This window comes from Acidobacteriota bacterium, from assembly GCA_022562055.1.
GTDB lineage: Bacteria > Actinomycetota > Acidimicrobiia > Spongiisociales > UBA5794 > BMS3BBIN02.
Map to the genome: position 1 here is coordinate 43,297 of JADFQA010000010.1, position 13,946 is coordinate 57,242.

A 13,946-nucleotide genomic window follows, 5' to 3' on the forward strand; every position below is an offset into this window, starting at 1 on the left:
CTAGTACCCAAGCCGTCAGCGCGCTCGCGCTCGGAGGATCATATGAACGTTCTTGTCACCGGCGGCGCCGGTTACATCGGCAGTCACATCGTCATCGAACTGACCGCCGCTGGGCACAATGTGGTCATTGCCGACAACCTGGTGAACAGCGACCGCAAAGTGATCGACCGTCTTGAGACGATCATCGGCCACCCCACGACCTTTGTGCAAGTCGATATCACCGACGCGATTGCGCTCAACGACGTCTTCGACGAACACAGTTTTGACTCGGTTATCCACATGGCCGGACTCAAGGCAGTAGGCGAGTCTGTGTCTCGGCCGATCGACTACTACCTCAACAATATTGGGAGTGGGGCGGTCCTGGCCCGAGTCATGGCGAACCATGGCGTGAGAAATCTGGTGTTTTCCTCCTCGGCCACGGTGTATGGCATCCCCGATGAGCTTCCTCTAACAGAGGAGTCCACTCTGTCTGCGATCAACCCGTACGGGCGGACGAAGTTGATGCTCGAAGAGATGTTCCGCGATGTTGCCGCGTCAGAACCCGGTTGGAACATCATTTTGCTGCGCTACTTCAACCCGATCGGCGCCCACAGCTCCGGTCTTATCGGCGAAGACCCTGCCGGCATACCCAACAACTTGCTGCCCTTTGTTGCACAGGTCGCGGTCGGCCGTCTCGAAAAACTCAGTGTGTTCGGTGACGACTGGCCGACCCCTGACGGCACCCCGATCCGTGACTACATCCACGTCTTCGACCTGGCAACAGGTCACGTCGCAGCCCTCGCCAAACTTGCTGAGGACCCCGGTGTTGTGGTGTACAACCTGGGGACAGGTAGAGGCGTATCCGTGCTTGAGGTGGTGGCAGCCTTTGAGAAAGCCACCGGCGTTGAGATCCCGTACGAAATCGTCGGCCGCCGCGACGGGGACGCCGCCGAGGCCTGGGCCGACGTTTCAAAGGCCGAACGTGAACTCGGTTGGAAGGCGACCAAAACGCTGGTTGAGGGCTGCGCCGACTCTTGGAATTGGCAGTCGAATAACCCCCATGGCTTCAAAGGGTCTTAGATGAAGCTGCTCACCATCCACCGAGCCGACCACGCCGAGACGATCTCGCTTGCCCGCCGCGTCGTCGACACCGGAATCCGTAAGACCGAGGTCCCCGAGGTCCGTATAGATGCATTGGGACTAGTTGGTGACATCATTGCTGACAAGGTCAATCACGGCGGCCTTGACCAAGCCGTCTACGTGTACAGCCGAGAGGACGCCGACTGGTGGCAATCCGAGTACGGGTATGCGGTCCCGAGCGGTGGTTTTGGTGAGAACCTCGTGTTTGATGGATATGACGGTGCAACGTTGCGTGTGGGGGACCGGTTCACGATCGGTGACGTCGTGCTCGAAGCGACCGGTCCTCGCATAGCGTGTGCGGTTGTTGTGCACCACGTTGGGGACTCCGAGTTCCTCAAACGTTTCCGGGTCGCGCAACGCCCCGGTTTCTACACAAGAGTCCTGACTTACGGGACGGTTCAATCCGGAATGCGCGTCGGGTACAAACCGGCGTCAACCGACAACCCGACGATCTTGGAACTCGTCGAGGGCTATTTCGACTCTTCGAAGGACCGTGCGTTTCTCGACTACGTCCTCGGCGCTCCGATCTCTGAAAGAGACCGCGTCATGTATCAGGCGCGATGTGACCGCCTGGGGACGTGACGTCTCAAAGGATTACATTCTGTCAAGAATGCCCGAATTTGGTCGTATAATGAAGAAGTCTCCGGAAAAGGCTTTTGTACATGTTGACCAATGATGTTGCCACCAAGGCGGTTGTTCTAGATGCCGCTACCGAAATAATCCCTGTGATGCTCACCACGGCGGCCGCCGCCAAGGTCGGCGAACTCATCGCGGCTGAGGGCGACATCAGCCTCGGATTGCGCCTCACCGTGCGTCCCGGTGGTTGCTCCGGCTTCTCGTACGAAATGTACTTCGATTCGAAGATCGACGAGTCAGACGTCGTCTCCGTCACCGATGGTGTTCGTCTGATTGTTGACGAGGACAGCACGATGAAGCTTTCTGGCTCGACTGTGGACTATAAAGAGCAGGGTCTGCAGGGTTCCGGCTTTGCGATCAACAACCCCAATCAACAGCGAGGTTGCGGCTGCGGCCAATCGTTCAGCTGAACGGATACCGCTCCGGCGACAACCGTCGTGCAACAACGAACAGAGCGACCTGAGGGTCGCTTTTTTCGTGCGAGCACACCGGCCGCGGCGAAACAACCGAGTCCCGTGTCGATGGCCACCTTTGCATGCCGGTTCTGTTCGTGTCGTGGTTGATTTCAGTTAGCCTTGCCTGGCAGCAACTCTTCTAGGAGCGTGACTGACATGCCAAAACTCATACCTGACCTTCCCAACGCCGCCACACCGATTGGTCCGTACTCGGTGGCCTGTGAAGCGAATGGGTTCGTGTACATCTCGGGTCAGATCCCGGTCGACCCTGCTACCGGCGAAGGTGTGCAAGGCGATGCCGCTGTGCAGGCTGCTCGCGTGATGGAGAACATTTCGTTGCTGCTCAGCGATCTTGGCATGGACTTCACCAACGTTGTGAAAACGACCATTTTCTTGACTGACATGAGCGACTTCGCCAAGGTCAACGCGGTGTACGCCGAACGTTTCCCGGTCGATCCTCCAGCGCGCTCCACCGTAGAGGTGTCTGCTCTTCCGGGTGGTTACAACGTTGAGATCGAAACCATCGCTACCCGCTAAACCTGCACCGACGGAAACCAGCCCACCACATCACACCTTTTCGGGAGAACCCATGGATCGAGCAAACCTTCTCAGAGAACTTGGCATCAGCGAAACCAATTCTGGTGTGTACGCGGGGGGTTGGCGGGACGCCGGTGGTCAATCAATCACCAGCGAGAACCCCGCAACCGCTGAACCGATTGCATCGGTCACGATGGCCAACAGCTCCGATTTTGAGGCGACGGTCCAATCTGCCGAGGAGACATTTGCACGGTGGCGGATGGTACCTGCCCCTCAGCGTGGCGACTATGTCCGCCAGATCACTCTTGCCCTTCGTGACTACAAGGAGCCGCTTGGTGCGCTCGTTTCGATGGAGATGGGCAAGATCCTCCCCGAGGGTCTTGGTGAAGTTCAGGAGATGATCGACGTCGGAGACTTCGCGGTTGGTCTGTCTCGCCAACTCTATGGACTCACCATGCCGTCGGAACGGCCACGCCACCGCATGTACGAGCAGTGGCATCCGCTAGGTCCTGTTGGGATCATCACTGCCTTCAACTTCCCGGTTGCCGTTTGGGCTTGGAACGCCTTGCTTGCCGCGGTGTGTGGTGACACGATGATCTGGAAACCTTCTCCTGCGGTGCCGCTCACGTCGATCGCGGTGACGAATATCGTCCACGAAGTCATGGCGGGCACCGGGTTTGAGGGTGTGTTCAACCTTGCTGTCGGTGACGTCGATCCTGTCGGGGAAGCAATGGTGAACGACCCACGCATCCCGCTGATTTCTGCAACCGGGTCGACTCGTATGGGCACGATTGTTGGCACCGCGGTGGCGCGACGCCTCGGCCGATCGCTGTTGGAACTTGGCGGAAACAACGCCATCATCGCTCTTGACGACGCTGATCCCGAGCTGTTGTTGCGTGGCGCACTCTTTTCCGCCGTCGGTACCGCAGGCCAGCGTTGCACGAGTCTGCGACGTTTGATCGTTCAGAAGGACGCGACCGCAAAACTTGTCGGTCCGCTTGTGGAGGCGTACGGCACCATCCCGATCGGCGATCCGCTCGACGACGGCACACTGATGGGTCCGCTTATCAACCAATCCGCCGTCGAGACGACCTCGGCGGCTGTCGCCATTGCGCAAGAACAAGGCGGAGAGGTTCTCTTTGGGGGAAATCCGATTGCAGGCGACGGGTACTTCTTCGAACCAACCTTGATCCGTATCCCCGCTGACGCTGCAATCGTACAAGAGGAGACCTTTGGTCCGATCATGTGGCTCATCGAAGTTGAAGATCTCGATGAGGCGTTGGCGGTGCAGAACGGTGTGCGACAGGGGCTCTCGTCGGCAATCTTCACGGATTCGATACGGTCCGCGGAACGGTTTCTCTCCGCGGAGGGCTCTGATTGCGGAATTGCGAACGTCAACATTGGCACCTCAGGAGCCGAAATCGGCGGCGCATTCGGCGGCGAGAAGGAGACCGGCGGTGGCCGCGAGTCCGGGTCCGATGCGTGGAAGGCATATATGCGACGCCAGACGGTCACGATCAACTGGTCGTCCGACCTGCCGCTGGCGCAGGGCATCGAGTTCGGCTAGGTGCCCGCCGCTCTCAGCTAGGAGGGCCGGGCGCGAACATCGATGTCAGGTCTCGCGTTTGACGGCGTGCCCGCCAAACTGGTTCCGCATGGCTGATAACAACCGATCGGCGTATTCGACCTCGTCACGCGATCCGATGCGACGCATGAGCGAGAGAGAAATGACAGGCGCAGATACGTTGAGGTCGATCGCTTCAAATACCGTCCAACGTCCTTCCCCAGAGTCGGGTACGAACGGTGCGATCCCGTCCATTGTCGGGTTTTCGTCGAGGGCCGACTCGATGAGTTCGAGAAGCCATGATCGCACGACGCTGCCGTGGTGCCAGATCGACGCTATCTGGGCAAGGTCGAAGCCGTAATCGTCCTTCGCCTCCATGAGGGCGAACCCCTCCGCGTAGGCCTGCATTAGACCGTATTCGATGCCGTTGTGGACCATTTTCACATAGTGACCGGCGCCCGAGTCACCCGTGCGCCCCCACCCTTCGTCAGGTGCCGGCGCCAGCGTTTCGAAAATCGGCCGTAGGTATTCGACGGTGTCGTGATCTCCTCCGATCATCATCGAATACCCCTGTGCAAGCCCCCAGATTCCTCCACTTGTGCCTACGTCGACAAAGTGGTGACCTTTTTCGCGCAACATTTCGGCGCGGCGCTGCGTGTCCTTGTAGTTCGAGTTTCCACCGTCGATGACGATGTCCCCCTTGCTAAGGAAAGGCAGCAGCGCATCGATGGTGGAGTCCACTGGCGCTCCAGACGGCACCATGATCCACAAGATCTTTGGTGTAGGTAGCTTGCCCACGAGTTCTTCGAGAGAGTCGACCCCTTCGGCGCCACGTTCGATGAGGCCGGCAACGGCCTCCGGGTTCAAGTCGAACCCGACAACTCGGTGGCCGCCTCTTACGAGCCGGTCAGCCATGTTGGCCCCCATCTTTCCCAGCCCGATCATGCCAATTTCCATTGTGTTCTCCTGTGTCATACCGCTACGCCGAGGCTTTCCAGCGAGTCCCTCAGATTGGCAACGTTGGTGAAGTGGATCGGGATGATGCCCGCCAGGTCAGCACACTCCAGGTTGAGTTCCCGATCGTCGATGAAAACGCACTGGTCGGGGTCGTGTTGTGTGATGTCGACTGCAACCTTGTATATCGCTTGATCCGGCTTCGCTAATCCGAGGTAGCTCGACGAGAAGAACACCGAGAACGACTCACGTAGTCCAAACTTCTCGATGCGATAGTCGTTCAGTTCGCGTGACTCGTTGTTGAGGGTGGCCAAGAGGTATTTACCGGTGCGGGCGAGTTCGCGCGCTAGGTCCAGCGTGCCTGGGAGAACCGTCGACTGAGTTTTCATAAACTCGATGAACCCCGGCTCGGAGAAGTCTCGCTGCCGGTAGAACACCGTGCGTCCGAGGTACTCGGAAATCGACAGATGACCCTTCTCGAAGTCGAGCGCAACGAATTCGTGACGATCTTGGAACTCCTCCCAGTCGAGTCCGAATCGCTCGCACGCTATTCGGCGAGAGGACCTATCCCACCCGTTGCTAAGCAACACGCCGCCTACGTCGAAGAACAACACTTTGATATCAGCCATGGTGCCCACCTTTCAGATTGACCGCACACCGACCCCGGTACTCGACGTCGTTGCTGGGGGATGATTTGCCGACAAAAGACCAAGTTCGTCGTGTAGTGGACGATAGCGGCGCACAATGGCGTCTCTTTGTGACCGGTGGTGCTGAACCGACCGTCGCACCACGCGGAGCCGATGCTCGGTGTGTATTGGGTCGACGCTGTAGGTGGCTGCTAAAGCGTGTCGAATGGACCAGCGGTGGAGTCTCGCGGGAGTGGTTCTCCGCAGAACTGGCAGGCGGTCAGTCCCGGTGCGACCATCGAATCACAGTTCGCACACCGGTGCGCTTTTGCCGAAATGGTGCCGTCGACGACGCCGTCGGCTGCGTCGATCTCTTCGATTCGTTGAAGGAGCTGCTCCTGGGTGGCGCCGTTCTCTTCCATGATCGACCACATCGCTGCGGACATCAGCACAAGGCGGTTGATCCGTTCAGAGATGTCTTCGATGTCGTCGACCGAAACACTCGAGTGGGCCGGTATCGACGCGGCACGTTGCACGGTGTTCGCAGCTGCCCGCTGACCCATTGCGTATGCAAGAAAGAATCCAACACTCATGAACAATGCCATCGGCCAGCTATGGGAGTCTCTTGAGTGAGCGAGATGGTCTCCACGGGATTCGCGACATCTAGCTGCGGCGTCTGGGGCGCTGCTTCTTGTGCTCTGTTAGCCGTGGATGATCTTGGTGATCACCTCGGGGTCGGGCTCACCGTCGTAGACGAGTTCGCCGTCTCGCAACCCGACACACCTCGTCGCAATAGCAGTGATATTTGTTTGGTGGGTCGAAACAACAACGGCGACCCCGTCAGCGGCGAGCGACTTGAGGATGTCAACCAGCGTTTGCTGGCCGGTGGCGTCGATGCCAAGAAACGGCTCGTCGATCAACAGTAGTTTGAACGGGCGCACCAGACCGATGACGATTGCCGCCTTCTGGCGCATCCCGCGTGAGAACTTTGCGGGTAGCCCGTCTGCACGGTCCGTGAGACGGAACCCTTCGAGCAGATCGGTGGCCGCAGCCTCCCAATCCGGCGTGCTGTGGAGCGCGGCGTTATAGGCAATGTGTTCCCACAAGGTGAGGTCGTCGTAGAGGATGGGTTGGTCAGGCAGATAACTGCGGGCGATGCGGGCTCTCACGCTGTCAGCTGAGGAACCCACGATCAGTGCCTCACCCTCGGTTGCCTTCAGCAGACCCGCCGCGAGGCCAAGCATCGTGCTTTTGCCCGAGCCGTTGTGGCCAACAAGAAGCAGTAGCTCTCCGGCGTGGACCTCAAGATCGAGAGGAGCAAGGCCAAAGCCGTCGCCGTAGTCCTTTGCCACGCCCTGGGCTTCAAACACTGGTGTTCGGCTCATATCAACCCGGGACTCTTGCGAGATATCCACAGCAGGGCTGCACCAGTTCCGAGCGCCCCGAGGGCGACCGTGTTCGGCAAAAACAAGTTGGGCAGAGATCCGGCGGCAAGCCCGGCGACGATCGGGGCGAAAGGCAAGACCACAATGACCGGTGGCAACACGATGCGGATCACTACTGCAAGACCAAACAGCTCGCTACTCGCCGCCGTGTCTGGGACTCCCAGCAGTGTGCTGACAGCGGCCGCACCCGCAGCCGCCAGTGCTGCCACCGGGAATGCCACAATCGCGATCGGTAGGGTGTCGAGGCCTCCCACTGCTGTAGCGGCGACTATCGAGACGTATGCCACGGCCAGCATTGATACTGCGGCGGACAGGGTAAAACGTACGGCCAGTTCACCAGGTTCGGCGGGGTATGTGACCCACCGACCCGGGTTGTCCACCTCTTGCGCGAGAGGCTCGGTGAAGTCGAAGCCTGCGACGAGCATCAAGAGACCTGACAGCAGTGCGAATGCCGCGACACCCCGGTTGGCCAGACCGAGACCGATGCCGGCGCCGATGCCGATCACGAATATTCTGATGACGGCGGGCAGCGGGAGTCGTAGATGACTGTGCAAGCTGCGGCGAAACACAGGGAAGCGTGTTCCGGTCGACCGTGGAATCGGAATCCATGGACGCGCACGGTACGTGTGGTTCGCGAGGCGTCGGCGCAGCAACACGACGGTGCGGAGATCGTTCATCGTGAGGGCAAAGCGTATCTGGTTTACAAGGCCAGACCTCTGCACTGACGCTTCGAGCGAGAATCCGCCAGCGCTTTGGAAGCCGACGACGACGATGGCCGCGACCATGGCAACGCCGACGAACGTGAGAGAGCTTCCCGAAATCGGCCACAAGCCGATACGACCGATGAGTGTGAACGGTGACGTCGTCGATGTCGACGCAATGTCAAACACCGACCATCCCAAAAGAGCCAGGGCCGCGGTGGTAGCAGCCACTGGTCGCAGCGACAGGCCTGAGACGACAAGTGCCGAACCAAACAGCAGCAGTCCGGCAAGGCCACCGACGATACCGAACCCGAGCACAAACTCGACGGCGTTGCCGGGAAGTGATGCTGAAATCGCCAGTCCCAGACCCGCTCCTCCCGCGGTACCCCAGGTGACGGCGGTCCTAAATTGGCGCAACGCCTCCCGACGCGCCACGAATGCGCGGTCGACCGGCGATTGGAGAACGTACTGAACCGTCGCTGCTTCGAACACGAGTGGTCCGCCGTGGATCCCCGACCGCACACCGAGGTACAGGGCAAGAACGACGACAGCACCGAGGACGGCTGGTCCCCAGCGGGCCAAATCTTCTATCGCGGCCGTACTGATTTCGCTCTGCGGCAACAAGGAAGCGACGACCGCGACGACCATCGCCATGACAAAGCCAGCGACATAGGCTTGGTAGATGGCCTCCCAGAAGTCGATAACGGTGCGCCTTGTTTTGCGCCGAGCCCGTTCCAGGTCGAGCACGACATTTCTGATCCTAGTTTGTGAGTCGTCGATAACTTCGCAATCCCTGGTAGACCGCCAACGGGCGGACGCGTCGTTGACAGTATTGCACCGCACCGCAGCCCCGATTCTCCCTGCCTGGCGGGGTTCCCGGCGCTTCGCGGTCTTTCACACGCGGTGTATTGGACTCGGGGTCCGAGCTCGTTCCCTCCATTACTCTAAAAGTCTTCTAGTACTGGAGAGAACGGAGATCTCGTGCAAAAGCGACTTTCGACGGTGCTGCAACTCCCCGCTGGCGAAGTGGAACCAGGATTGCTCTGGTCGAGAACTAGTGGTTCGATAATAAGAGTATTTTGGCCTCGCCGCTGTTGCGGCCATTGGAGTCGCCGCCGACTCGCTGTCGGCGCGTAGCTTTGCAGGTCTGATCGGGCGGGATTGAGCGGAAGAGTGGAACGAGTTCGATGGAAGGCCTGGCTCGGGAGGAATAGGTGTCAGTCCATGTTGAGGTCGAACTGGTCGCCGCTTTCGTTGTCCTCGCGGACGATTGCCCTTGACTGTTCTTCTTCGATCACATGCTCCATTTCTGGTTTGAAAATGGCGGCGACACCAAGAGCTGCTTAGGACCGCGAACCCTTCTCGCCCTTCGGGTAGAGATATCCCTGTTCGACAAGCCACGGTCGCGCCACGGTTGAGGCGACGACGGCCAAAATCGAGGCGACGACGGCCAAAATCGAGGCGACGACGGCCAAAATCGAGGCGACGACGGCCAAAATGAGTGGTATTCCGAGGATGATGAAGAAGATCCACAAAATCATGGCACAACCGTAGTTGCGGCACGGCACTCATCCACGCGTTGTGTGCCGTGCCGACTGGTCGTTACCCGAATCTGTACCCAACCGAGCGGACGGTGGTGATCCATGACGAACGCTCTTCGCCGAGTTTTGAGCGCAGGCGCCGCACGTGCACATCAACCGTTCTGGCGCCGCCGAAGTAGTCGTACCCCCACACTTTCTTGAGGATTTGGTCTCGCGACCACACGCGGCCCTGGTTCTCAACAAAGAATCGCAGCAGCTCATATTCCATGAAAGTCAGGTCACGGGGGTCACCGCCCACCGTTGTCTGGTATGTCGCGGTGTTGAGTTCGAGGTCGCGGTATCTGAGTATGTCATCGTCTGTGACGGTTGTTTCGATCAGCGTGATTCGACCGAGCCGGGCTTGCAACTCTGCCCGATCAATCGGTGAGAGGATGAAGTCGGTGTAGCTGTCGTCGTCCGAGACGGTTGTCGTCATCGTCCGGTCAATAACAACCAGGACCGGGAGCGAGAACTCTGTCTTGAGCTTCGCCGCGACTGAGAGACAACGCCCAACATCTTCTGTGATTTCTACTACCGCCGCGGCCCATCCGAGTTCCGGCATCTTGGCTGCGACGTCGTCGAGGTTCTCGATCGGGATCGGCTGATACCCCGCCGCGACCAGTCCGGCAATGAGAGCGGACGTTGGGGTGGGTGGCCAGACAGGAACGTACATCACAGGATCGGAAGATACTGTTCGAGTTCGAATCGCGAAACGTGATGTGAGTACCGATCCCACTCGTCGCGTTTGTTGCGCAAGAACCATTCGAACACATGGTCGCCGAGGGTGTTGCGGACGAGTGACGACTGTTCCATTGCATCGAGCGCTTCGGCCAGAGAGGCCGGCATGCGGTCCCTCCCGGCTGCCTGCGGTTCCGGTGAATCCGCAAGGTCGTAGTCGCCTTCGATGCCGGCAAGACCTGCGGCAAGAATCACCGACAGTGCTAGATACGGGTTGCAGGCGGGATCGGGGGCGCGGTACTCGATGCGCGTAGACGCACTCTTTCCCTTCTTTGCCTGCGGCACACGGAGGACTGCGCTCTGGTCGCGCTGACTCCACGACTGGTAGATAGGTGCGTCGAAACCCGACACGAGTCGCTTGTACGAGTTCACCCACTGGTTCGTAATCGCGGTGATCTCCCTGGCGTGAGCGAGAAGCCCTGCCATGAAGGCACGTCCCACCTTTGACATGTGGTGTTCGGCGCCTTCCTCGAAGAACGCGTTGGTGTCGTTCTCGAACAGTGACAGATGCAGATGCATGCCGGAGCCGTCGAATCCCTCGAGCGGCTTCGGCATAAAGGTTGCGTAGATGCCGTGCTCCATGGCAACCTCCTTCACCGCAAGGCGTGTGGTCACGAGGTTGTCGGCCATGCTTAGCGCATCGCTGTGGCGGAGATCGAGTTCGTGTTGGCTTGGTGACACCTCGTGATGCGAAGACTCCACGGGGATGCCGAGTTTTTCCAAGGCCATGATGGTGTCGCGTCGGTATTCCTGGGCGACGTCTAACGGTGTCAGGTCGAAGTAGCCGCCTCGATCCAAGACTTCAGGGTCCGGCCCTGAGTCCTTGAAGTAGAAATACTCCACTTCGGGACCGACGTAGAACGAATATCCGAGGTCGGCTGCGTTGCGGAGATTCTTGCGCAGCACCCAGCGAGGATCACCTTCAAACGGTTCGCCGTCGGGGGACACGATGTCGCAGAACATTCTCGCGACCCCACCGTCGCCGCGGCGCCATGGCAGGATCTGAAACGTGTGGGCGTCCGGCATTGCAAGCATGTCAGACTCTTGGTCTCTTGTGAATCCATCAATCGCTGATCCATCGAAGCGCATCCCCTCTGTGAAGGCATTCTCAAGTTCTGTCGGGGTGATCGCAAATGACTTCAAGGATCCGGAAATGTCGGTGAACCACAGCCGAATAAACCGTATTCGGCGCTCTTCAACGGTTCTGAGAACGTAGTCTTCTTGTTTCTGCATCGGTCGCCCGACCTCCTCGCGAGACATCGTACGGCACATAGACCCGCCTGCACAGACCGTGACTGCCACGAAACATGATGTTCACAAATCAGCAATCCGCATGAAACCACGCTATGGCACTATTGCACTGCGCCGCATGACAGGCGTATTCAGTGTGCCCAAAGAGGAAGACAGCAACAATGGTGTATCGAGCCGAATATATTTGGATCGACGGACAGAAACCAACCGCCAAGATGCGGTCCAAGACAATGGTCGTGCCTGACGGAAAAGAGCCGCCTATTTGGGGTTTCGACGGTTCGAGCACCGAGCAGGCTCCGGGTGCAAACTCGGACTGCGTGTTGCAACCGGTTCTAATCACCCCGGACCCCATTCGGGGGGGAGACAACAAGCTCGTTCTGTGTGAAGTTCTCAACATTGACCTGACGCCGCATGTTTCGAACACGCGCGCTGCTTGCGCGCAGGCCAGCGAGAAGTACGCATCGCATGAGCCGTGGTTCGGGATTGAACAGGAGTACACGTTCTTCAAGGATGGGCGTCCACACGGATGGCCACAGGGTGGCTTCCCTGCACCGCAGGGTGGGTATTACTGCGGCGTCGGGTTTGACGAGATCTACGGCCGCGACATTGTGGAGGCTCACACCACGGCGTGTATCGACGCAGGGATCCTCATCAGCGGCACCAACGCCGAGGTACTCATTGGGCAGTGGGAGTTTCAGATCGGCCCGTTGGATCCCTTGGCGGCGTCCGACCAGGTGTGGCTGGGGCGCTGGTTGTTGTACCGCGTTGCTGAAGACTTCGGAGTTTCGGCAACGCTCGATCCGAAGCCGGTGAAGGGCGACTGGAACGGCGCAGGTGCACACACGAACTTTTCCACGGAAGAAATGCGCAAAAACTACGACGCGATCATCGCGGCGTGTGAAGCACTTGGCGAGAAGACAGAGGAGCACGTCGCTAACTACGGCGCGGGCATCGAGCTGCGTCTCACCGGTCTCCACGAGACCGCCCCTTGGACCGAGTACAGCTACGGGGTCTCGGATCGCGGCGCTTCGGTTCGCATCCCCTGGCAGGTCGCCAAGGAGGGTAAGGGTTATATCGAGGACCGCCGACCAAACGCCAACATGGACCCGTATGTTGTTACCAGGTTGATCACAGAAACCGTTTGCGACTATCTAGAGAAGGTCTAACCAAACTTCCTCGGAGAGCGGCCTGTTCTCTTAGGGCCGAGAAGCCCCACACGCGGTGTGTGGGGCTTCTCGACGTAGTGAACGGTGGCCAGGCCAACGAGACTGGCTACTCTCGATGTATGAAGTCAAGCGCTGCAACAGTGGACGAGTATCTGGGCGAGCTCCCCGATGACCGGCGCGAGGCGATGAACTCTGTGCGCGCAACCATTCTTGATAATTTACCGACAGGGTATGTCGAGTCGATGGGATCTGGAATGATCGTGTACGAGATACCACTTGAAACGGTGCCCGACACCTACAACGGGCGGCCGTTGATGTATGCAGCTTTGGCTTCGCAGAAGAACCACATGTCCGTCTATCTGATGGGCATCTACGCCGACGAACCCACCAACGCCACGTTTCTGAAAGCGTACAAAGCCTTCGGGAAACGACTCGATATGGGGAAGAGCTGTGTCCGATTTAGAAAACTCGCCGATCTTCCACTCGGGGTTATCGGCGACGCGATCGCCGCACACACAGTTGTACAGTTCACCGAACTGTACCGACGGTCTCGGCCCTAGATAGACGCTGTCAGCTAGCCCACCGTTCCGATGGCGGAAAGAAGCTCGACTAGTGCGGCATCAAGGGCCTCCTGGCTGATACCAATGGCGGCTAACCCGTCGCGACGGCCGGTAGCCGACTTTGCGTCCAGCAGACCTTCGAGCATTTCCCCTGCGGCATCAGTCATGGCTTGTGTCGAATTCACGACGGGCGCCCACACGTCATCGAGCTCCTCGAGAACGGACGCCGACAGGACCTCGTTCTTAAAGTCGTTCACCGAATCTCGGTACTCGGTGAACTTTGTTTTGGCGGTTGTGAAGTTGAAGTCGCCGTTGTCCCATTCGGCGTTCAGATCGACGGCAGACACAGCTAGAGCAGCGGCTGCCTCGCGAAACTGCGTCGCGTTAGCGGTCAGCACCGCAAGCGCAGGATCGATCGTGGTAGTACTGGTACTAGATGAAGTCGGTACCAACGTCACCGTTGTAGTAGTTGTCTTGATCGAAATAACCGCCTCCGGAAGGCGGTTTACAAATACCACCGTTGCGCCGATGATTCCGGCGATCAACACGGGCAGGATCCAAATACCATGACGAGGGTCGTTTCTACTCACAGCGGGGAAGGTTAGCGCCACCGA

16 protein-coding genes are annotated in these 13,946 nt (G+C 58.9%); 7 read left to right on the forward strand and 9 right to left on the reverse strand.

Going from position 1 to position 13,946, the window contains the following annotated elements; all coding sequences use genetic code 11:
* The first annotated feature begins 42 nt into the window (after positions 1-42).
* From galE to IIC71_04915, 5 genes are all read left to right on the forward strand, one after another.
* Positions 43-1,059: a UDP-glucose 4-epimerase GalE gene (gene galE, locus IIC71_04895; GenBank protein MCH7668530.1), complete on the forward strand. Its 1,017-nt coding sequence runs from the start codon at positions 43-45 to the stop codon at positions 1,057-1,059.
* Positions 1,060-1,701: an MOSC domain-containing protein gene (locus IIC71_04900; protein MCH7668531.1), complete on the forward strand. Its 642-nt coding sequence runs from the start codon at positions 1,060-1,062 to the stop codon at positions 1,699-1,701. It abuts the gene before it with no gap.
* A gap of 80 nt (positions 1,702-1,781) precedes the next feature.
* Positions 1,782-2,165 carry an iron-sulfur cluster assembly accessory protein gene (locus IIC71_04905; protein MCH7668532.1) on the forward strand — a complete coding sequence of 128 codons (384 nt, stop codon included), beginning with the start codon at positions 1,782-1,784 and terminating at the stop codon, positions 2,163-2,165.
* A 201-nt stretch (positions 2,166-2,366) separates the two neighbouring features.
* Positions 2,367-2,747, forward strand: coding sequence for a reactive intermediate/imine deaminase (locus IIC71_04910; protein MCH7668533.1), 381 nt, complete (start codon positions 2,367-2,369; stop codon positions 2,745-2,747).
* A gap of 52 nt (positions 2,748-2,799) precedes the next feature.
* A complete protein-coding gene (locus IIC71_04915) occupies positions 2,800-4,314 on the forward strand; it encodes an aldehyde dehydrogenase family protein (GenBank protein MCH7668534.1) in 1,515 nt (504 codons plus the stop codon).
* 45 nt (positions 4,315-4,359) lie between these two features.
* Here the strand turns inward: IIC71_04915 and gnd are convergent, their stop codons facing one another.
* From gnd to IIC71_04955, 8 genes are all read right to left on the reverse strand, one after another.
* Positions 4,360-5,268, reverse strand: coding sequence for a decarboxylating 6-phosphogluconate dehydrogenase (gnd, locus tag IIC71_04920; protein ID MCH7668535.1), 909 nt, complete (start codon positions 5,266-5,268; stop codon positions 4,360-4,362).
* A 14-nt stretch (positions 5,269-5,282) separates the two neighbouring features.
* Positions 5,283-5,894, reverse strand: coding sequence for an HAD-IA family hydrolase (locus IIC71_04925; GenBank protein MCH7668536.1), 612 nt, complete (start codon positions 5,892-5,894; stop codon positions 5,283-5,285).
* Positions 5,895-6,103: 209 nt separating this feature from the next.
* Entirely contained in the window at positions 6,104-6,484 is a 381-nt protein-coding gene (locus IIC71_04930; protein MCH7668537.1) for a hypothetical protein, read from the reverse strand.
* Positions 6,485-6,592: 108 nt separating this feature from the next.
* The gene (locus IIC71_04935) at positions 6,593-7,276 is read right to left on the reverse strand and encodes an ABC transporter ATP-binding protein (protein ID MCH7668538.1); all 684 of its coding nucleotides are present in this window, start codon (positions 7,274-7,276) and stop codon (positions 6,593-6,595) included.
* Complete coding sequence (locus IIC71_04940; protein MCH7668539.1) at positions 7,273-8,784, reverse strand: hypothetical protein; 1,512 nt, start codon at positions 8,782-8,784, stop codon at positions 7,273-7,275. The genes IIC71_04935 and IIC71_04940 overlap by 4 nt, the downstream gene beginning before the upstream one ends.
* Positions 8,785-9,380: 596 nt before the next feature.
* Entirely contained in the window at positions 9,381-9,578 is a 198-nt protein-coding gene (locus IIC71_04945) for a hypothetical protein (GenBank protein ID MCH7668540.1), read from the reverse strand.
* 61 nt (positions 9,579-9,639) lie between these two features.
* Positions 9,640-10,290 (reverse strand): response regulator transcription factor, encoded by a 651-nt coding sequence (locus IIC71_04950; protein ID MCH7668541.1) that lies wholly within the window; start codon positions 10,288-10,290, stop codon positions 9,640-9,642.
* A complete protein-coding gene (locus IIC71_04955) occupies positions 10,290-11,588 on the reverse strand; it encodes a glutamine synthetase (protein ID MCH7668542.1) in 1,299 nt (432 codons plus the stop codon). The genes IIC71_04950 and IIC71_04955 overlap by 1 nt, the downstream gene beginning before the upstream one ends.
* A gap of 179 nt (positions 11,589-11,767) precedes the next feature.
* Between IIC71_04955 and IIC71_04960 the strand changes: the two genes are divergently transcribed.
* On the forward strand, positions 11,768-12,772 hold the full coding sequence (locus tag IIC71_04960; protein MCH7668543.1) for a glutamine synthetase beta-grasp domain-containing protein: 1,005 nt from the start codon (positions 11,768-11,770) through the stop codon (positions 12,770-12,772).
* 119 nt (positions 12,773-12,891) lie between these two features.
* Positions 12,892-13,332, forward strand: coding sequence for a DUF1801 domain-containing protein (locus IIC71_04965; protein MCH7668544.1), 441 nt, complete (start codon positions 12,892-12,894; stop codon positions 13,330-13,332).
* Between the two features lie 14 nt (positions 13,333-13,346).
* Here IIC71_04965 and IIC71_04970 read toward each other — a convergent pair whose 3' ends face one another.
* Positions 13,347-13,922 (reverse strand): hypothetical protein, encoded by a 576-nt coding sequence (locus tag IIC71_04970; protein MCH7668545.1) that lies wholly within the window; start codon positions 13,920-13,922, stop codon positions 13,347-13,349.
* Positions 13,923-13,946 lie beyond the last annotated feature (24 nt).

Excerpts from the sequence above, each read along its gene's own strand:
- galE (MCH7668530.1), top strand. The coding sequence starts at position 43 with ATGAACGTTCTTGTCACCGGCGGCGCCGGTTACATCGGCAGTCACATC.
- IIC71_04900 (MCH7668531.1), top strand. The coding sequence starts at position 1,060 with ATGAAGCTGCTCACCATCCACCGAGCCGACCACGCCGAGACGATCTCG.
- IIC71_04905 (MCH7668532.1), top strand. The coding sequence starts at position 1,782 with ATGTTGACCAATGATGTTGCCACCAAGGCGGTTGTTCTAGATGCCGCT.
- IIC71_04910 (MCH7668533.1), top strand. The coding sequence starts at position 2,367 with ATGCCAAAACTCATACCTGACCTTCCCAACGCCGCCACACCGATTGGT.
- IIC71_04915 (MCH7668534.1), top strand. The coding sequence starts at position 2,800 with ATGGATCGAGCAAACCTTCTCAGAGAACTTGGCATCAGCGAAACCAAT.
- gnd (MCH7668535.1), bottom strand. The coding sequence starts at position 5,268 with ATGGAAATTGGCATGATCGGGCTGGGAAAGATGGGGGCCAACATGGCT.
- IIC71_04925 (MCH7668536.1), bottom strand. The coding sequence starts at position 5,894 with ATGGCTGATATCAAAGTGTTGTTCTTCGACGTAGGCGGCGTGTTGCTT.
- IIC71_04930 (MCH7668537.1), bottom strand. The coding sequence starts at position 6,484 with ATGAGTGTTGGATTCTTTCTTGCATACGCAATGGGTCAGCGGGCAGCT.
- IIC71_04935 (MCH7668538.1), bottom strand. The coding sequence starts at position 7,276 with ATGAGCCGAACACCAGTGTTTGAAGCCCAGGGCGTGGCAAAGGACTAC.
- IIC71_04945 (MCH7668540.1), bottom strand. The coding sequence starts at position 9,578 with ATGATTTTGTGGATCTTCTTCATCATCCTCGGAATACCACTCATTTTG.
- IIC71_04950 (MCH7668541.1), bottom strand. The coding sequence starts at position 10,290 with ATGTACGTTCCTGTCTGGCCACCCACCCCAACGTCCGCTCTCATTGCC.
- IIC71_04955 (MCH7668542.1), bottom strand. The coding sequence starts at position 11,588 with ATGCAGAAACAAGAAGACTACGTTCTCAGAACCGTTGAAGAGCGCCGA.
- IIC71_04960 (MCH7668543.1), top strand. The coding sequence starts at position 11,768 with ATGGTGTATCGAGCCGAATATATTTGGATCGACGGACAGAAACCAACC.
- IIC71_04965 (MCH7668544.1), top strand. The coding sequence starts at position 12,892 with ATGAAGTCAAGCGCTGCAACAGTGGACGAGTATCTGGGCGAGCTCCCC.